Origin of the sequence: Nocardioides marmotae, from assembly GCF_013177455.1 — a bacterium.
GTDB classification, from domain to species: Bacteria; Actinomycetota; Actinomycetes; order Propionibacteriales; family Nocardioidaceae; genus Nocardioides; species Nocardioides marmotae.
This window is the reverse complement of the sequence record NZ_CP053660.1, coordinates 1,415,238-1,433,185: the sequence shown is the minus strand read 5'-3', so window position 1 is coordinate 1,433,185 and position 17,948 is coordinate 1,415,238. Positions and strand designations below refer to the sequence as shown.

17 protein-coding genes are annotated in these 17,948 nt (G+C 74.5%); 11 read left to right on the top strand and 6 right to left on the bottom strand.

The window, feature by feature from the left end; translation table 11 throughout:
• The first annotated feature begins 135 nt into the window (after nucleotides 1-135).
• The 5 genes from HPC71_RS06870 to HPC71_RS06850 all read left to right on the top strand — a co-directional run bounded on the left by HPC71_RS06870 (nucleotide 136) and on the right by HPC71_RS06850 (nucleotide 6,580).
• Complete coding sequence (locus tag HPC71_RS06870) at nucleotides 136-1,617, top strand: pyridoxal phosphate-dependent decarboxylase family protein (protein ID WP_284438256.1); 1,482 nt, start codon at nucleotides 136-138, stop codon at nucleotides 1,615-1,617.
• The gene (locus tag HPC71_RS06865; protein WP_154614996.1) at nucleotides 1,614-2,924 is read left to right on the top strand and encodes a lysine N(6)-hydroxylase/L-ornithine N(5)-oxygenase family protein; all 1,311 of its coding nucleotides are present in this window, start codon (nucleotides 1,614-1,616) and stop codon (nucleotides 2,922-2,924) included. The genes HPC71_RS06870 and HPC71_RS06865 overlap by 4 nt, the downstream gene beginning before the upstream one ends.
• Complete coding sequence (locus HPC71_RS06860) at nucleotides 2,921-5,338, top strand: GNAT family N-acetyltransferase (protein ID WP_171896374.1); 2,418 nt, start codon at nucleotides 2,921-2,923, stop codon at nucleotides 5,336-5,338. The genes HPC71_RS06865 and HPC71_RS06860 overlap by 4 nt, the downstream gene beginning before the upstream one ends.
• Nucleotides 5,335-5,859: a 2'-5' RNA ligase family protein gene (locus HPC71_RS06855; RefSeq protein WP_171896372.1), complete on the top strand. Its 525-nt coding sequence runs from the start codon at nucleotides 5,335-5,337 to the stop codon at nucleotides 5,857-5,859. The genes HPC71_RS06860 and HPC71_RS06855 overlap by 4 nt, the downstream gene beginning before the upstream one ends.
• Nucleotides 5,860-5,977: 118 nt before the next feature.
• A complete protein-coding gene (locus HPC71_RS06850) occupies nucleotides 5,978-6,580 on the top strand; it encodes a pentapeptide repeat-containing protein (RefSeq protein ID WP_154614995.1) in 603 nt (200 codons plus the stop codon).
• On the opposite strand, the gene HPC71_RS06845 is transcribed toward HPC71_RS06850, so the two are convergent.
• The gene (locus HPC71_RS06845) at nucleotides 6,577-7,167 is read right to left on the bottom strand and encodes a TetR family transcriptional regulator (protein WP_171896370.1); all 591 of its coding nucleotides are present in this window, start codon (nucleotides 7,165-7,167) and stop codon (nucleotides 6,577-6,579) included. The genes HPC71_RS06850 and HPC71_RS06845 overlap by 4 nt on opposite strands.
• A 142-nt stretch (nucleotides 7,168-7,309) precedes the next feature.
• Between HPC71_RS06845 and HPC71_RS06840 the strand changes: the two genes are divergently transcribed.
• The 5 genes from HPC71_RS06840 (at nucleotide 7,310) to HPC71_RS06820 (ending at nucleotide 12,345) form a co-directional block, all read left to right on the top strand.
• On the top strand, nucleotides 7,310-7,942 hold the full coding sequence (locus HPC71_RS06840; RefSeq protein WP_154614994.1) for a biotin transporter BioY: 633 nt from the start codon (nucleotides 7,310-7,312) through the stop codon (nucleotides 7,940-7,942).
• Nucleotides 7,939-8,634 (top strand): energy-coupling factor ABC transporter ATP-binding protein, encoded by a 696-nt coding sequence (locus HPC71_RS06835; protein ID WP_171896368.1) that lies wholly within the window; start codon nucleotides 7,939-7,941, stop codon nucleotides 8,632-8,634. Before HPC71_RS06840 ends, HPC71_RS06835 begins: the two co-directional genes overlap by 4 nt.
• Before the next feature lie 18 nt (nucleotides 8,635-8,652).
• The gene (locus tag HPC71_RS06830) at nucleotides 8,653-9,264 is read left to right on the top strand and encodes an energy-coupling factor transporter transmembrane component T family protein (protein WP_171896366.1); all 612 of its coding nucleotides are present in this window, start codon (nucleotides 8,653-8,655) and stop codon (nucleotides 9,262-9,264) included.
• Nucleotides 9,265-9,657: 393 nt separating this feature from the next.
• The gene (locus HPC71_RS06825; protein WP_171896364.1) at nucleotides 9,658-10,926 is read left to right on the top strand and encodes an HNH endonuclease signature motif containing protein; all 1,269 of its coding nucleotides are present in this window, start codon (nucleotides 9,658-9,660) and stop codon (nucleotides 10,924-10,926) included.
• Nucleotides 10,927-11,421: 495 nt separating this feature from the next.
• Nucleotides 11,422-12,345, top strand: coding sequence for an NADP-dependent oxidoreductase (locus HPC71_RS06820; RefSeq protein WP_171896363.1), 924 nt, complete (start codon nucleotides 11,422-11,424; stop codon nucleotides 12,343-12,345).
• A 3-nt stretch (nucleotides 12,346-12,348) separates the two neighbouring features.
• Here the strand turns inward: HPC71_RS06820 and HPC71_RS06815 are convergent, their stop codons facing one another.
• The 3 genes from HPC71_RS06815 to HPC71_RS06810 all read right to left on the bottom strand — a co-directional run bounded on the left by HPC71_RS06815 (nucleotide 12,349) and on the right by HPC71_RS06810 (nucleotide 14,949).
• A complete protein-coding gene (locus HPC71_RS06815; protein WP_253943931.1) occupies nucleotides 12,349-12,930 on the bottom strand; it encodes a GNAT family N-acetyltransferase in 582 nt (193 codons plus the stop codon).
• Complete coding sequence (locus HPC71_RS20880; protein WP_154616892.1) at nucleotides 12,900-14,300, bottom strand: amidase; 1,401 nt, start codon at nucleotides 14,298-14,300, stop codon at nucleotides 12,900-12,902. Before HPC71_RS20880 ends, HPC71_RS06815 begins: the two co-directional genes overlap by 31 nt.
• 97 nt (nucleotides 14,301-14,397) lie before the next feature.
• On the bottom strand, nucleotides 14,398-14,949 hold the full coding sequence (locus HPC71_RS06810) for an NAD(P)H-dependent oxidoreductase (RefSeq protein ID WP_154616891.1): 552 nt from the start codon (nucleotides 14,947-14,949) through the stop codon (nucleotides 14,398-14,400).
• A gap of 105 nt (nucleotides 14,950-15,054) precedes the next feature.
• Here HPC71_RS06810 and HPC71_RS06805 point away from each other — a divergent pair, with 105 nt between their 5' ends.
• A complete protein-coding gene (locus tag HPC71_RS06805; protein WP_154616890.1) occupies nucleotides 15,055-15,693 on the top strand; it encodes a TetR/AcrR family transcriptional regulator in 639 nt (212 codons plus the stop codon).
• Here HPC71_RS06805 and HPC71_RS06800 read toward each other — a convergent pair.
• Nucleotides 15,681-16,349, bottom strand: a complete 669-nt coding sequence (locus HPC71_RS06800) for an SDR family oxidoreductase (RefSeq protein ID WP_216656565.1) — start codon at nucleotides 16,347-16,349, stop codon at nucleotides 15,681-15,683. The two genes, HPC71_RS06805 and HPC71_RS06800, sit on opposite strands and share 13 nt — an antisense overlap.
• Nucleotides 16,346-17,938, bottom strand: coding sequence for a citramalate synthase (gene cimA / locus HPC71_RS06795; RefSeq protein ID WP_154616889.1), 1,593 nt, complete (start codon nucleotides 17,936-17,938; stop codon nucleotides 16,346-16,348). Before cimA ends, HPC71_RS06800 begins: the two co-directional genes overlap by 4 nt.
• Between the last annotated feature and the right edge of the window lie 10 nt (nucleotides 17,939-17,948).

The window sequence follows — 17,948 nt, the reverse complement described above, 5'->3', positions numbered from 1 at the left end:
CTGGGTCGCACCGGCGGAGCGAGGGGTTGCGAACCCTATGGGTCACCTCACTAAGGTAAGCCTTACCTAAGCGGTGGGCCCTGGCGCGGCCCGCCGGATCCGCCCTCGGCCTGACCTGACTCGGAAGGAAGGCTCGTGCCCCCAGCCTCGCCGTCGCTGCAGCATGCCCGCGACACCTCTCACCTGTTCCACCCCGACCACCTCGAGGAGTTCCTCGCGAGCATGCGGCTCGGCCTCGAGCACCTCGCCGGAGCCCTCACCGCCCAGTCCGCGCAGGCCGGCCCGGCCACCGGCGTCCTGCCGGAGCAGGCCGCGAAGGTCGTCGCCGACGTCGACCTCGACCGCCCCCTCGGCGACACCGGCGCCGCGCTCGCGGAGATGAGCCGGGTCTGGCTCGACGACGCGGTCTGGTTCCACGACCCGGCGTACGTCGCCCACCTCAACTGCCCGGTCGTCGTCCCGGCCCTGCTGGCCGAGCTGTTCGTCTCCTCGGTCAACTCCTCCCTCGACACCTTCGACCAGAGCGTCGGCGGCACGTTCGTCGAGCGGCACCTGATCGACTGGACCGCCGGGCGGATCGGCTTCGGCGCGACCGCGGACGGCATCTTCACCAGCGGCGGGACGCAGTCGAACCTCCAGGGCCTCCACCTGGCGCGCGACGCCGCACTGGCGGCCGGCCACGCGATCGCGGACCTCCAGGTGCTGGCCTCCGCCGACGGGCACTTCAGCGTGCAGAAGGCCGCCAAGCTGCTCGGCCTCTCCCCCGACGCGGTCGTCACCGTCGCGGTCGACGCCGACCACCGGATGGACCCCGCCGCGCTGAGCCGCGCGCTCACCGGCGTCCGCGCGGCCGGGCGGGTGCCGATGGCGGTCGTCGCCACGGCCGGCACGACCGACTTCGGCGCGATCGACCCGTTGCCCGCCGTCGCCGCCCTCGCCGAGGCGCACGGCGCGTGGCTGCACGTCGACGCGGCGTACGGCGGCGGCCTGCTCACCTCCGCCCGGCTGCGGCCGCGGCTGGCCGGCATCGAGCGGGCCGACTCGGTGACGGTGGACTACCACAAGACGTGGTTCCAGCCGGTCTCCGCCAGTGCCCTGCTGGTGCGCGACTCCCGCCACCTCCGGCACGTCACCTGGCACGCGGACTACCTCAACCCCAAGGACCCTGAGGGCACAGGGCACCCCAACCAGGTCGACAAGAGCCTGCAGACCACCCGCCGCTTCGACGCGCTCAAGCTGTGGCTGACGCTGCGGGTGATGGGCCCCGACACCATCGGCGGGTACGTCGAGGACGTCGTCGACCTCGCCACCGCCGTCGGCGACCGCCTCGCCCACCACCCCGAGCTCGAGCTCGCCGCGACGCCGCAGCTCTCCACGGTGGTCTTCCGCTACCGCCCCGCCGGGCTGACCGAGGACACCGCCGACCTGCTCGCCGGCCGGATCCGCTCGACGCTCTACGAGCGCGGGACCGCGATGGTCGCCGCGACCAAGGTGGCGGGCCGCTGCTGGCTCAAGCTGACCCTGCTCAACCCGATGGCGAGCGTCACCGACGTCCTCGCCGTCACCGACGCGGTCGCCGCACTCGGCCGCGAGCTGACCGCGGAGGTGGCCGCATGAGCGCGCCCGACGACCACACCCACGAGGGCCGCGTCCACGACGTCGTCGGCATCGGGCTCGGGCCGTTCAACCTCGGGCTCGCCTGCCTCGCCGACCCGGTCGAGGACCTCGACTGCGTCTTCCTCGAGGCCCGCGACCACCTCGCCTGGCACCCCGGGATGCTGCTCGACGACGCCACGCTGCAGGTGCCGTTCCTCGCCGACCTGGTGACGATGGCCGACCCGACCTCGCGCTGGTCGTTCCTCAGCTACCTCAAGGAGACCGGCAACCTCTACCCCTTCTACATCCGCGAGTCCTTCTACCCGCTGCGCCGCGAGTACGACGACTACTGCCGCTGGGCCGCCGATCGGCTCGGCTCGGTGCGGTTCGGGCAGGCGGTCACCTCCGTGGAGCACGACGGGGAGACGTACGTCGTCACCACCGCCCGCGGGGAGACCTTCCGCGGCCGCGCGGTCGTGCTCGGCACCGGCACGCAGCCGCGGGTGCTCCCCTGCGTCCGCGACGCCGGCGGGCCGGCGATCCACACCGCCGACTACCTCGCGCACAAGCGCGCGCTCCAGGCGCTGCCGCGGATCACGATCGTCGGCAGCGGCCAGAGTGCGGCGGAGGTCTACCACGACCTGCTCACCGAGAGCCCCGACCACGACTACGAGCTGGTCTGGCTCACGCGCAGCCCGCGGTTCTTCCCGATGGAGTACACCAAGCTCACCTTGGAGATGACCTCCCCGGAGTACACCTCCTACTTCCAGGGCCTGCCCGGCGAGACCCGCGAGCGGTTGCTGCGCGAGCAGCGCTCGCTCTACAAGGGGATCAGCGGCGACCTGGTCGACGCGATCTCGGACCTGCACTACCGGCTGCGCGTGCAGGGCGCCGGGCCGCGCACGACGCTGCTCACGAACACCACGGTGGTCGACGCGGCCTGGGACGGCACGGCCTACACCCTCGGCCTGCACCACGACGAGACCGGTGAGGACTACGCGGTGCGCACCGAGGGACTGGTGCTGGCCACCGGCTACGCCGCGCAGGTGCCGGAGTTCCTCGACCCCGTGCGCGACCGGTTGAACCTCGACGACCAGGGCCGGTACGTCGCGTCGGCGACGTACGCCGTGGACCGGGCCGGCACCGAGGTCTTCGTGCAGAACGCCGAGGAGCACACCCACGGCTTCGTCGCCCCCGACCTCGGCATGGGCGCCTTCCGCAACTCCGTGATCATCGCGGCGCTCACCGGACGCGAGGTCTACCCGGTCGAGAAGCGGATCGCCGTGCAGTCCTTCGGCGTCCCCGACCACCTGCGGGTCGCCCCGTGAGCACCCCCGCTGTCACCCTCGAGCCCGTCGACCTCGACCGCGACATCGGCCTCCTGCACCGCTGGGTCACCCACCCCCGGTCGGCGTTCTGGCTGATGCAGGGCGCGAGCGTGCAGGACGTCGCCGCCGAGTACGCCGCCATCGCCGAGGACCCCCACCACCACGCCTGGCTGGGGCGGGTCGACGGGGAGCCGGCGTTCCTCGCCGAGACCTACGACCCGGCGCGCTCGGCCCACTCACCGATCCGCGACCTGCCCGACCTGCGGCCCGGCGACCTCGGCATGCACGTGCTCGTCGCACCGCCGGCCGGCGACCCGGTGCCGGGGTTCACCCGCCGGGTCTTCGGCGCCGTCCTCGACCACTGCTTCGCCGACCCGGGCGTACGCCGCGTGGTCGTCGAGCCCGACGCCCGCAACGACGCGATCCGCGCGATGAACACCGCCTTCGGGTTCCGCGAGCTGCGCACCGTCTCCCTGACCACCCCCGTCGCGAAGGAGGCCGTCCTCTCCGTGCTCGACCGCCCGACCCCGTCCGCCAGCGGCCAGCCCACCGACCTGCCCGCCGAGCTCGCCGCGGCGCACCTGACCGCTGCGCACCTGACCCCCGAGCACCTCGCCCGCGCGCAGCGGCACCTGGTGACCAAGGCGCTCTCGGAGCTCTCCCACGAGCGGCTGCTCGCGCCGACCGCTGTCGGCGACCCCGCCGAGGGCGGCTTCGAGCTGACCTCCCCCGACGGCCGCGCGCGCTACACCTTCCGGGCGCAGCTGCTCGCCCTCGAGCACTGGGCGGTGGAGCCCGCGAGCATCGAGCGGACCCTCGACGGGGTGCCCGCACCGCTGGACGTGCAGGACCTCGTCGTGGAGCTGGCGCCGCTGCTCGGCATCCCCGACGGGCTGCTGCCGACCTACCTCGAGGAGCTGGCCGCGACGCTGGCCTCGGCGGCGTGGAAGCTGGAGCACTCCACCCGCTCGGTCGAGGAGCTGCTCGACCTGGAGGGGACCGAGGGCTACCAGGCGGTCGAGGCTGCGATGACCGAGGGCCACCCGGGGTTCCTCGCGAACAACGGGCGGATCGGCTTCGGCGTCGACGACCACGCGGCGTACTCCCCCGAGGCCGGGGCGCCCGTCCGCCTGGTCTGGGTGGCCGCCCGGCGCGAGCACACCCGCCTCTCGCTGTCGGCCGACCTCACCGAGGAGGCGCTGTGGGAGGCCGAGCTCGACGAGGCGACCCGCGTGGGGTTCGAGAAGCGGCTGCGCGACCTGGGGCTCGACCCCGACGACTACCTCTACCTGCCGCTGCACCCGTGGCAGTGGCGCGCGAAGGTGGCGGTGACCTTCGCCCCGGACGTCGCGCGGCGCGATCTGGTGCCGCTCGGCGAGGGCCCGGACACCTATCGCGCCCAGCAGTCGATCCGGACGTTCTTCAACACCAGCCGCCCCGAGCGGCACTACGTGAAGACCGCGCTCGCGGTGCAGAACATGGGCTTCCTGCGCGGGCTCTCCCCGGCGTACATGGGTCCGACGCCCGCGATCAACGACTGGGTCGCGGGGCTCGTCGACGGCGACGAGGAGCTGCGCGCGTGCGGTTTCTCGGTGCTGCGGGAGCGGGCGGCGATCGGCTACACCGGGGATGCCTACCACCGGCTCGCGGACCGGGCCGGGGTGCGGTCGCCCTACCAGAAGATGATCGCCGCGCTGTGGCGCGAGAGCCCGCTGCCCCGGCTGCGCGAGGGCGAGCGGCTCGCGACGATGGCCGCGCTGCTGCACCGCGACGGCGACGGGCGGGCCTTCGTCTCCGCGCTGGTGGAGCGGTCGGGGCTGCCGGCCCGGGAGTGGGTGCGGCGCTGGCTCGACGCCTACGTCCGACCGGTCGCGCACTGCCTGGTCGCCCACGAGCTGGCGTTCATGCCGCACGGGGAGAACCTCGTGCTCGTGCTCCGCGACCACGCCGTGGACCGGGTGCTGATGAAGGACGTCGGCGAGGAGGTCGCGGTCATGGACGACCAGCCGCTGCCGCCGGAGGTCGAGCGGGTCCGCGCCGACGTGCCGCCGGACGTGCGGGCGCTCGCGCTGCACACCGACGTCTTCGACGGGGTGCTGCGGCACGTCGCGGCGATCCTGCACCTCGACGGGGTGCTGGACGAGACGGTGTTCTGGGCGGAGGTGCGCGGCTGCCTGGAGCGCCACCGCGCCGACCACCCCGAGCTGGCCGAGCGGCACGCGGCGTACGACCTGCTGCGTGCGGAGTTCCGCCACAGCTGCCTGAACCGGCTCCAGCTGCGCAACACCCTGCAGATGGTCGACCTCACCGACCAGTCGGAGTCGCTGATGTACGCCGGCACGCTGGCCAACCCGGCCGCCGACCCGGCCGCCCGGCCGGCCGTCGACCCGGGGGTGGTTGACTCCGGCGCGTGACGTGGCCGGGGCACAGCGTGCTGCAGGTGCCGGTCCCGCCGCTCGAGGCGTTCGTGCGGGGTCGGCACGCGCACTACGACCCGGCCTGGGTCTCGGCGGACCCGGCGTTCGTGCACGCCCACGTGACCGCGCTCGGGCCGTGGCTGGCCGACCCGGGACCGGCCGACCTGGCGGTCGTCGGCGAGGTCGCGGCGGCCCTCGCGCCGTTCGACGTCGTGCTGGAGCGGGTGGCGACGTTCCCGAACGGGATCGTCCACCTCCTGCCGGAGCCCGACGGGCCGTTCCGCGAGCTGACCACGCGGCTCGCGGAGGCCTTCCCGCAGTGCCCGCCCTACGCCGGGGAGTTCGCGCCGGTCCCCCACCTCACGCTCGACCTGGCCTCGGCGGAGGTCACCGAGGCCTCCATCCGCGAGCTGCTCGGCGACCTCGTCCCTGCCACGTGCCGGGCCACCTCGCTGGACCTGGCGTGGTACGAGGCCGACGGCTGCCGGCTGCTCCACCGCTGGCCGCTCGGCGGCTGACCCCGGCCCGCGACCGGGTGGCCTCGGCCGGCGTCGGCGGGCCGTGCTTGGCTGGGTCGGTGAACGTCTCCGACCACCACCGCACCGAGCAGAGCCGACCCACCGGGGGTCGGGCCCGATGAGCCGCGACGCGGTCGTCGAGGGCGAGCACCTGCGCGACCTCGACCTGTACGGCGAGGACCTCGGGGCCGTGCGGTACGTCGGGTGCACCTTCACCGACGTCGACCTGAGCGAGGCCCGCACCGAGGGGGCCGTCTTCGAGTCGTGCACGTTCCACGGCGGCCGGTTCGCCGGCTCCACCCACGTCGCGAGCGCGTTCGTGGCCTGCGACTTCCGGCGGGTCTCCTTCGCCGACGCGACCCTCGAGGGCTGCAAGCTCACCGCGTCGGTCTTCAGCGAGTGCACGATGCGGCCGCTGCGGGTCGTCGGCGGGCTGTGGCGCGGGGTGACGATCCGCGGCACCCGGCTGACCGGGCTCGACCTCACCGGCCTCGACCTCCGCGAGGCCGACCTGTCGCAGTCCGACCTCACGGGCGCGGTGCTCCGCGACGCCCGGCTCACCGACGCGGTCCTGCGCGAGACGGTCCTCGACGGCGCCGACCTGCGGGGTGCCGCCCTGGACGGGGTCGACCTCCGCACGAGCCGACTGCGGCGTACGCGGCTCGACGTGGCGGGCGCCGTGCTCCTCGCCGAGCAGCACGGCGCGCTGGTCGACGGCTAGGGGGTCCGAGAGGTCGGGGTCTCGGGCCGGTGCGCGGCGGTCCGGGCACGGATGCCGTCGAGGACCAGCCCGACGCCGACCTCGAGGTCCGAGCGGTCGCGGGGGTCGTCGTCGATCGCGCCGGCGCTGCCCGCCTGGAGGTGGGTCTGCTCGTCGAGGGTGTGACCGAAGACCAGGTGGAGCAGGGTGCGGGTCGCGGCCCGGACGAGGTCGGGCGCTGCTCCCGAGCCGGCGACGGCGTCGGCCAGGGCCCGCTCCGGCGCCTGGGCGCCGAGGCCGAAGGCGTGCACCGTGGCCACCACCTCGGCCCCGTCACGGTAGGCGAGCATGGCGTCGCGCAGCTGGGTGCAGCAGGCCCGCGCCCGCTCCTCCCACGTGCCGCCGGCGGTCTGGGGCCGCGCGCCGCGGGCCAGCAGCTCGTCGGCGACCGCGGCGAGGAGCAGCTGCTTGCTCGGGAAGTGGTGGTAGAGCGCGCTCGGCTGCACGCCGAGTTCCTTGGCCAGCCGGCGCATGGTCAGGTCGGCGAGCCCGTAGGTGTCCAGGACGCGCAGCGCCTGGTCGACGACGTCCTCGCGGTGGTTGCGCACGTGCCGTCTCCCTCCGCGATCGGTCCCGGGTCGATCCGGTGGCGGTCCTGCGTTGACCCGGGCTGTCGCCGACCCTAACCTGAACGCCGTTCACCTGACCAGCGTTCAGGTCACTGCCGAAGCCACTGGCGAAGGAACCGCGATGACGACGACCGACTCCCCCTCGGGGTTCCCCTCGACCTCCGCCCCGGCGACCCGGCGCGGGCTGGGCACGACCGACCTCGCGCTGGTCGCGGCGTTCGCGGCGCTCATCGCGGCGTGCGCGCTGATCGGCGGGATCCCCGTCGGCGGCGCCGGCGTCGAGCTCACCCTGCAGACCTTCGGGATCCTGCTGGCCGGGTGCGTGCTCGGGCCTACCCGGGGGTTCCTCGCCGTGCTGCTCTACCTCGGCCTCGGCGCGATCGGGCTGCCGGTCTTCTCCGGCCGCGAGGGCGGCCTGGGACCGTTCGTCGGGTCGAGCGCGGGCTACCTGTGGTCCTTCCCGCTCGTCGCCGGGCTCGCCGGGCTGCTGGTCGCGCGGGTGGCCGGCCGGGCGCGGAGGTCGCGCGCGTTCTGGGTCTTCGTGTGCGCCGTGCCCGGCGTGCTGCTCAACCACGCGCTGGGCATCGTCGGCATGAAGTACTGGTTCGACGTCCCGTGGTCGGTCGCCTGGGGCTACGACGCCCCGTTCTGGGCCGGCGACGTCCTCAAGGCCGCGCTGGTCGCCCTCGTCGCCGCCGAGGTGCGCCGCGCCTTCCCGCAGCTGCTCGGCCGCTCGCCGGTGAGCCGCGGGTGAGGATCGAGCTCGACGCCGCCTCGGTCGTCGTCCCGGCCGGCGAGGGCGACCGGGTCGTCCTCGCCCCGACCACGCTGACGCTGACCGAGCAGCGGGTCGGGGTGGTCGGCGCCAACGGGTCGGGCAAGTCCACGCTCGCGCGCCTGCTCAACGGGCTCGTCTCGCCCACGGCCGGGCGGGTGCTGGTCGACGGGCTCGACGTGGCGCGCGAGGGAGGCGCCGTACGTCGGCGGGTGGGCTTCTGCTTCACCGACCCCTCCGCCCAGCTCGTGATGCCGACCTGCGTGGAGGACGTCGAGCTCTCGCTGCGCCGCTCCGAGCGGGACCCGGCGCGGCGGCGGGCCCGGGCGCTGGCGGTGCTCGTCGAGCACGGGCTGGCCGACCACGCCGACACCTCCGTGCACGCCCTGTCCGGTGGGCAGAAGCAGCTGCTCGCCCTCGCCGGCGTGCTCGCCACCTCCCCCGACGTGCTCGTCGCCGACGAACCGACCACGCTGCTGGACCTCGCCAACTCCCGGCGGATCGGCGACCTGCTGTTCTCGCTGCCCCAGCAGCTCGTGCTCGTCACCCACGACCTCGACCTCGCCCGCCGGTGCGACCGGGTGCTCGTCGTGCTCGACGGGGCGGTGGCGTACGACGGCGCGCCGGACGCCGCCGTCGACCACTACGTCGCCGCGGTGACCACCTCGTGAGCGTCTCGTGAGCGTCTCGTGAGCCAGCTGCTCCTCGTCGGCACCTACCGGCCCGGCCACACGGTGCTGCACCGGCTGCCGGTCGGCCCGAAGGTCGCGGCGCTGGCCGCCTTCAGCCTTGCCGTGGTGCTGGTCCGCTCGCTGCCCGCGTCGGCGGTGTGCCTGGCGCTCGCCGTGGCCGCCGCGCTCGTCGGGCACGTCGCCCTCGGGTCGGTGCTCCGCGCGCTGCGCGGGCTGGCCGTGCTGCTGGTCGTCATCTCGGCCGTCCAGTGGTGGGTCAACGGGCTGCCCCGCGCCGTGGAGACGACCCTCGACCTCGTCGGGCTCGCGGTCGCCGCGCTCGTCCTCACCTCGACCACGCCGGTCAACGCCGTGCTCGACGCGATCGTGCGGTGGCTGCGCCCCCTGCGCCGGCTCGGCGTCGACCCCGAACGGGTCGCCCTCGCCTTCTCCCTAGCCATCGCCGCCCTGCCCGCGACCCTCGCCCTCGCGCTCGAGACCCGCGACGCCGCTCGCGCCCGGGGTCTGGGCCGCCACCCCCGCGCGTACCTCACCCCGTTCGTCGTCCGCGTCGTCGCCCGCGCCCACGAGACCGGCGACGCCCTCCACGCCCGCGGCCTCGGCGACTGACGCCCGTCGGCTTCCGCCCCTCGGGCTGCGACGTGACCTCGTGGGCCCGTGGGCTCGACTGCGGCTCGCGGGTCGTGGGTTGTCGCGGTGGCAGCAGCTATCGGGAGAGGTACGCCGTGGTCGCGGTCGCCTCCCGGCTCGCGGTGCGCGGTGCGCGTCCCCGCCTCGGGGTGGGCCGGTCGGTTCATCAAGGTATGCAGGCAAACCGTCACTTCCCACGGTGAGCTCGCACGGGGAAGTGACGCCTCGGCGACATACCTTGATGAACAACCGCTGATGATGTCTCGGGGTTGCTGGGACGCCTCCGAAACTGGTCGAAGCTGCGTCTCAATATGCGGTCTGACCTGGGGAAACAGCTCTTTGACTGTCGGTGGTCGGTGCTTGAGTAGACCTATGGCCAAGGACTCGCGGCACCACGCACACACCGTGTGCCGGGCTGTCGCGAAGTCCCGCCGCAAGACCCGCCAGGCGGCGACCGCGGAGCTGTGGTCGATGTCCGACGAGGACGTCGAAGCCACCCTCGTCGAAGCCTCCCGGCTGCGTGCCCAGGCAGTGGCGTTGGAGCTGCGGCTGGTCGCTGAGGCCGACCGGCGGCATGCCGGCGAACGAGCCGGGGCCACCGACACCGCGTCGTGGTGGGCCCACCGGACCCGGCAGGAACGGCGGGTGGCGAAGGGCCGGGCCCGGCTCGCCGAATCCCTGGACCGGCACGAGCCGACCTCGGCTGCCCTGGTCGAGGGCGCGATCTCGGTCGACCACGCCCGGGTGATCACCTCCTGTGTCGACCGGCTGCCCGAGGACCTGGAAGACCCGACCGTCCCGGCGCGGGCCGAGCAGCACCTCCTCGACGAGGCGGCGCATCTCGACCCGAAGACGCTGGCGGTGCTCGCCAAGCACGTCCTGACCGTGGTCGCTCCCGAGATCGGCGAGGCACGCGACGCCCGTGCCCTGGAGCGTGAGGAGCGTGAGGCTCGGGCGGGTGCGTGGCTGACCATGTGTCCGGACGGGAAGGGCTCGGTGCGGGGCAAGTTCTCCATCCCCGAGCTGCACGCCGCGATGCTCCACAAGACCCTCCTCGCATACGCCGCACCCAAGCACCAGACCGCTACCCGCACCGAAGACCCCGACGCGGTCGAGCAGGTCGAGCGGCGGCCCTCCCCGGAACGGATGGGGGACGCGTTCTGCGAGCTCCTCGAACGGCTCCCCACCGACCAGCTCCCGAAGCTCGGCGGTCTCAACGCGACCGTCGTGGTCACGATGGATCTCGACTCGCTCATGGGTGGGCTCGCACCTGGGGTGCTCGACGACGGGAGCGTGATCTCCGCCGCCACCGCCCGCCGCCTCGCCTGCGAAGCCGGCCTCATCCCGGCCGTGCTCGGCACGAAGTCCGAGCTGCTCGACCTCGGCCGGAGGACCCGACTGTTCTCCGGCCCCCAGCGCCGCGGCCTCAACCTCACCCAGCCCACCTGCACCGCCGAGGGCTGCGACTGGCCCGCCCACCTCTGCCACGCCCACCACGACCAACCCTGGTCCAGTGGCGGCAAGACCGACCTGGCCAACGCCCGCAACCTCTGCCCCCGACACCACGCCCGCATCCACGACCCCGCCTTCGAGACCGCCCACCTCCCCGACGGGCGGGTCGCCTTCCACCGAAGGACATAGACCGACCAGCCAGACCCGCCCCGCAGTCCGATCCCTTGACCACCGCAACCACAACGGTCGACCCCCGCCAACCGCAAGCCGACAAGCAACCGCGCCCAGGTGCCTCGACCCCAGCGGCGCGCAACCACGTCCTTCTCAAAGTCCTTCCACACCGCACCACCCGCCGCCGGCGGACGCGCCCGCACCGCCGCCACCAGGCCGAAGGCACCTCACCGGGCCTCGACACGCTCGCCAGGGCTCGCTGCTCGACCAGGGGGTGGCCGCCCCAACTCGCTGCTCGACCAGCGGGTGGCCGCCCCAAGTCGCTGCTCGACCAACGGGTGGCCGCCCCAGCACGCTCGCCAGGGCTCGCTGCTCGACCACCGGGTGGGAGGCCTGGCTCGCTGCTCGACCAGAGGAGAGGCCGCGCTCGACCAGCGCGAGCCCGGGCGTGCATGCCGGTCCCCGGCTCGGGGGCACCGGGGTGAGGAACCCATGACGACGAAGGAGAGACGAGTGCGGGCAGCGGTGTACGACCGGTTCGGTGGTGCTGACGTGATCGAGGTGCGGGAGGTCGCGGACCCGCCGGTGGGGCCGGACACGGTCCTGGTCCGGGCGCGCGCGACGAGCGTCAACCCGGTGGACTGGAAGATCCGGGAGGGCTACCTGCAGGGCGCCTACCCGCACCACCTGCCGATCATCCCCGGCTGGGACGTCGCCGGCGTGGTGGAGGCGGTCGGCCCGGCGGTGGTCACGGGGCTGAAGCCCGGCGACGAGGTCTACGGGTACGTCCGGCGCGACGACGTCGCGTTCGGCACCGCCGCCGAGCTGGTGCCGGCCCCCGAGCGGACGGTGACCCGCAAGCCGGCGAACCTCTCCTTCGAGGAGGCCGCGTCGATCCCGCTGGCCGGCCTGACGGCGTACCAGCTCGTCGTCGAGGCGCTCGAGGTCGGCGCGGGCGACCGCGTGCTGGTGCACGCGGCGGCCGGCGGCGTGGGCCAGTTCGCCGTCCAGATCGCCAAGGCCCGCGGCGCGGTCGTGGTCGGCACGGCTCGCCCCGACAACCACAACCACCTGCGCTCGCTCGGGGTCGACGAGGTCGTCGACCACACCGCCGGTCCGATCGGCGAGCAGCTCTCCGCGAAGGTCGACGCGGTCGTCGACCTCATCGGCGGGGAGGCACTCGAGGACGCCCCGAACCAGGTGCACGACACCTCCCGGGTCGCCTCGGTCGTCGACGCGGAGACGGTGCTCGGCCTGGGCGGTCGCTACGTGTTCGTCCGCCCCGAGCGCGCGCACCTCGACGAGCTCCGCGCCCTCGCCGAGGACGGCCGGCTGAAGGTCGACCTCGCCGCGACGTACCCGCTGGACCGCATCGCCGAGGCGCACCGCGCCAACGAGGAGGGCCGCACCCGCGGCAAGATCGCGGTCACGATCTGAGCCTCACCACACGTCGCCCTCGCGCCAGTCGCAGGCGAGCGGCGCGTCCAGGTCCAGGGGCGGCGACAGGGGCAGGGCGCCCGGCAGGACGTACGTCGACCCGTCGTCCTCCGGCGTCCGCTCCGGCCCCGACGGGCCCGGCACCGACATCGGCCCGCGCCACGGCAGCCAGCCGCGGCCGAGGTAGAGCGCGGTGCCGGCGTCGGAGGACGACAGCGCGAGGACGTCGTACGCCGGCGCGAGCGCCTCCAGCGCGGTCATCACCGCGGCCGCGTGGCCCCGGCGCCGGTGGCCGGGGTGGGTGGCCACCGCCTCGACGTACCCGCAGCGCAGCGAGCGGGCGCCCTCCCCCGCCCCGACCAGCAGCCGCCGCTGGACCAGCGACCCGTGCGCGACCAGCACCCCCTCGACCCGCACGAGCGCGTGCAGGCCGCCGAGCGCGTGCGACCAGTCGGCATCGGCGAAGTCGCCGAAGGCGAGGTCCATCAGCCCGCGGGCCTCGACGAGGTCGGCGGCGTCCAGGTGCGCGGTGTGGGCGAGCGTGAGCACGGGGCTCACCACCCCGGCGGGCGCCGGTGCGCCCACGGCGCGGCTTCCTCGACCTGGGCGGCGGCCGCCAGCAGGAGCTCCTCCTCGGCCGGCCGGGCCGCGAGCATCACCCCGACCGGCAGCTCGTCGTCGGTCCAGTGCAGCGGCAGCGAGACGGCCGGCATGCCGGTGACGTTCCACGCCGACGTCCATGGGGTGAAGCGCTTCTGGGCCTCGAAGTCGGCGGCCGGGTCGGCGTCGTCGCGCAGCGCCCCGACCGGCAGCGGCGGGGCGGCGAGGGTCGGGGTCAGCACCAGGTCGTAGGGCGCGAGCGCGGTGAGGGCCTGGGCGGCGAAGCGACGCATCCCCCCGATCGCCAGCCCGAGCTCGGGCCCCGACACCGCGCGCCCGCGCTCGCTGAGCCACCGGGTCAGCGGGCGGAGCAGGTGCTCGCGCCCCTCCGGCGCGGTCGACATCGCGGTCAGCACCGCCCAGCAGGTCTCGAAGACCGGCACCGCCTCCCGCGGCAGCGGCACCTCGACGTCCTCGACCTCGTGGCCCAGCGACGCCAGCAGCCGCGAGGCGTCCTCCCATGCCTGCACCGAGGCGGGGTCGACCTCGACGTCGGCGATCACCGGCGCGACGAACCGGGCCACCCGCAGCCGCCCCGGCGGCCGGTCGCACGCGGCGAGGAAGGTGCCCGCCGGCGCGGGCGCCCACGACGGGTCGCCCGGGCGCCGGCCGGCGAGGACGTCGAGCAGCGCCGCCGCGTCGCGCACCGTGCGCGCGATCGGGCCGGCGGTCGCGAGGCCGATGGGGTCGCCGTACATCGGCGCGCCCGAGATCCGCCCGCGCGAGGGCTTCAGCCCGACCAGCCCGCAGCAGGAGGCGGGGATGCGGATCGACCCGCCGCCGTCGGAGCCCTGCGCGAGCGGCACCAGCCCGGCGGCCACGGCGGCCGCGGCACCGCCGGAGGAGCCGCCGGCCATCCGGGTGCGGTCCCAGGGGGTCACCGCCGGGGGCCGGCCGTCGGGCTCGGTGTAGCAGGGCGACCCGAACTCCGGCGTGCTGGTCTTGCCCAGGCTCACCAGCCCGGCGGCCTCCATCGCGAGCACGACGCCGTCGGACTCCTCGGGCACGAAGTCGTCGTACGCCGCGGACCCGAAGGTCGTCCGGACGCCAGCGGTGAGGTTGAGGTCCTTGACCGCGGTCGGGACGCCGGCGAGCGGGCCCGACGCCGCGGCGGCGTCGGCGGCGTCGGCGGCCCGGGACCGGGCCTGCTCGGGGGTGAGCGTGACGAACGCGCCGACCGTGTCGAGACGGTCGGCGCGTTCGAGGTAGTGGTCCACGAGCTCGCGGCTCGAGACCTCCCCACGCCGCACGAGCGCGCCCTGCTCGAGGGCGGTCAGGTCGTGGAGGTCGGCCATGCCCCCGACGCTAGTACGCCGGGGGCGACCAGGCCGGGGGCGACCAGGCCGGGACCGGCCAGGCCTGGCTCAGGCTGACGGGATCAGGCGGCCGGGATCAGGCGGCGGAGGACGGCGCGGCCTCGTAGGCGACGAGCGCCTCGAGCGCGCCGCGGAGCTTGCCGAGCACCTCGTCGTCGTTGAGCACGTCGACCTCGACGCCCGGCTGGGAGACGGTCAGGTCCTCGAGCACGACCGCGCCGGCGATGTTCGCGGAGCGGGCGGTGTCGGCGTGCGCCCAGCGGCCGCCGTACGGCGTCGGGGTGGTGCCGATGACCGCGAACGGCTTGGCGACCAGCGCGCCGGCGCCGTAGGGGCGGGAGAGCCAGTCGATGGCGTTGTTGAGCACGGCCGGCATGGTGCCGTTGTACTCCGGCGTCACGACGAGGACGCGGTCGGCCGCAACGACCTGCTGGCGCACGTGCGTCGCGACCTCGGGCGGCGTGGCGCCGTCGAGCTCCTCGTTGTAGAACGGCAGGTTCTCGAGCCCGTCGACGATGTCGACGACGACACCCTCGGGGGCCTCGGCGGCGAGCAGCTCGGCGATCTTGCGGTTCACGGAGTCGGCGCGGAGGCTGCCGACGAGGACGGCGACACGGGTCTGGGTCATGGGTGCTCCTGGAGCGGGGGCGGAACGGTCACATGATCAAACGGACCTTGGTCCGTTTGCATTCCCGGCGCACCGTGTGGCGTTCGTCCCTAGAGTGACGGGATCATGACCGGACCCCGTCTGCTGCCCCTGGTCGGCGACCCGCCGCCGGAGCGCCGCGACGCCGCGCGCAACCGCGAGGCGCTGCTGGTCGCGGCCCAGGCGCTCGTCGAGGAGTCCGGGCCCGAGCACGTGACGATGGAGGCGGTCGCGGCGCGGGCCGGGGTCGGCAAGGGGACGGTGTTCCGCCGGTTCGAGTCCCGCGAGGGCCTGATGGCCGCGCTGCTGGACCACTCCGAGGCGGCCTTCCAGGGTGCCGTGATGACCGGTCCCCCGCCGCTCGGGCCAGGCGCGGAGCCGATGGAGCGCCTGCTGGCCTTCGGGCGCAGCCGGCTCGAGTCCACCCTGCGCCACCACGCCCTGATCCGGGCGGCGGGCCGCGCCGGCTCCCGGTCGTACGCCGTGTGGTCCTTCACCGCGATGCACGTGCGCTACCTGCTCGAGCAGCTCGGCGTGGAGGGCGACCTGCCGCTGCTGACCACCGCCCTGCTGGCCCCGCTGGAGCTGCCGATCCTCGAGCAGCAGCTGATCGTGGACGGCTTCCCGGTCGACCGCGTCGTCGACGGGTGGGCCGACCTGGTGCACCGGGTCGTCCGGACGCCGGACGAGCCGGGCGAGCCGGGTCAGCCCGGTCAGCCCGGGTAGGGCACCTCGCTCGCCCACGCGGCCTCGTCCTGGTGGGCCGCCGCCCAGATCGCCTCGGCGACCCGGTCAGGGGTGAAGACGCCCTCGCGGGCCAGCGCGCCGCGCACAGTCACCGAGACCGCGCGGATGCCGTTGGGGGCGAGCGTCCGGTCGAGGCTGTGCACGAGGTTCCGCACGCCGGCCTTCTGCACGCCGAGCGACGCCGCAGCCGGCGAGGGCTCGTCGGCGGCCATGCTGCCGGTGACCGTCACCCGGGCGCCGGCGCCCATGAACGGGCGGGCCGCCTGGACGCTGGTCAGCAGAGCCCCGACGCCGAGCGCGACGTCCTCGAGCAGCCCCGCCACGGTGAGGGTCAGCGGGTCCGCGGCGCGGTAGGCGCTGGGGTTGACGTGCAGCACGTCGACGCGGCCGCTGCCGGCCGCGAGCCGCTGGATCGCAGCGGTCGTCGCCGCGACGTCGGTGACGTCGACGAGCGCCCGCCCCACGGTCGCGCCGAGCGCCTCGAGCTCGCCGGCGAGCCGCACCAGCTGCTCCTCGTCCCGGCCGAGCAGCCCGACGTCGTACCCCTCGCGCGCGAAGCGGCGCGCGACCGACCCGCTGACCCCGGGCCCGGCGCCGACGACGAGGAGCAGCGGGCGGCCCGCCGGGCCGCTCACAGGCCCTGGCGCCGCAGGCCGAAGGTCAGCCCGTCGACGAGCGCGCCCCACGAGGCCTCGATGACGTTGGCGCCGACGCCGACCGTCACCCACGACGAGACGCCGTCGGTGGTCTCGATGAGCACTCGCGTGATCGCGTCGGTGCCGTGGCCCTGGTCGAGGATGCGGACCTTGTAGTCGATCAGCTCGAACTTCGCGACCTCGGGGAAGGCCTGCCCGATCGCCGAGCGCAGCGCCTGGTCCAGGGCGTTGACCGGGCCGTTGCCCTCGCCGGTGACGACGTAGCGCACGCCGGCGGCGCGCAGCTTGACCGTCGCCTCCGAGAGCGCCTCGTCGGCCGGCTTGGAGTCGGTGATCACCCGCCAGGACTCGACCTCGAAGTACGACGGCCGGGCCCCCTCGACCTCCTCGACCAGCAGCAGCTCGAAGGAGGCGTCGGCCGCCTCAAAGGTGTAGCCGCGCGCCTCCAGCACCTTGACCCGGTCGGTGATCCGGGTGATCAGGTCCTTGCCCTCGGGGGTGCCGGCGTCGAGGTCGAAGCCCAGCTCGCGGCCCTTGAGCTCGATCGACGCGCGCCCGGCCATGTCGGAGACCAGCAGCCGCATGTCGTTGCCGACGCCCACCGGGTCCATGTGCTGGTAGAGGTTCGGGTCGACCTTGATCGCGCTCGCGTGCAGGCCGGCCTTGTGGGCGAAGGCCGACGTGCCGACGTACGGCTGGCGGGAGGCGGGCGGCACGTTGGTGACCTCCGCGACCGCGTGCGCGATCCGGGTGGCCTCGCGCAGCAGCCCCGCCGGCAGCACCTGTCGGTCCAGCTTGAGCTCGAGGTTGGCCACGACGGTGACCAGGTCGGCGTTGCCGGTGCGCTCGCCGTAGCCGTTGATGCAGCCCTGGACGTGGGTCGCGCCGGCCTCGACGGCAGCCAGGGTGTTGGCCACCGCGCAGCCGGTGTCGTTGTGGCAGTGGATGCCGACCCGGACGCCGGTCGTCTCGACCACGTCGTGCACCACGTCGGAGACCCAGCCCGGCAGCATCCCGCCGTTGGTGTCGCACAGCGCGACCACCTCGGCGCCCGCGTCGTACGCCGTGCGCAGCACCTCCAGGGCGTAGGCCCGGTTCGCGCGGTAGCCGTCGAAGAAGTGCTCGGCGTCGAGGAAGACCTGCTGGCCCTCGGCCCGCAGGTGGCTGACGGTGTCGCGGACCATCGCGAGGTTCTCCTCCAGCGTGGTCCGCAGGGCGAGCTCGACATGCCGGTCGTGGGACTTCGCGACCAGGGTGACCACGCCCGCGCCGCTGTCGCGCAGCGCCGCGACCATCGGGTCGTCGGCCGCCCTCAGCCCCGCCCGCCGCGTGGCGCCGAACGCCGCCAGCTGCGCGTGCTTGAGGTCGAGCTCCTGCGCGGCGCGGCGGAAGAACTCGGTGTCCTTCGGGTTCGCCCCCGGCCAGCCGCCCTCGATGTAGCCCACTCCGAGCCCGTCGAGCTGCTGGGCGATCGAGAGCTTGTCGGCGACGGAGAGGTTGAGGCCCTCCTGCTGGGCGCCGTCGCGCAGGGTGGTGTCGTAGACGTGGAACGAGCCGTGGAGGTCCATCGGTCTGTCT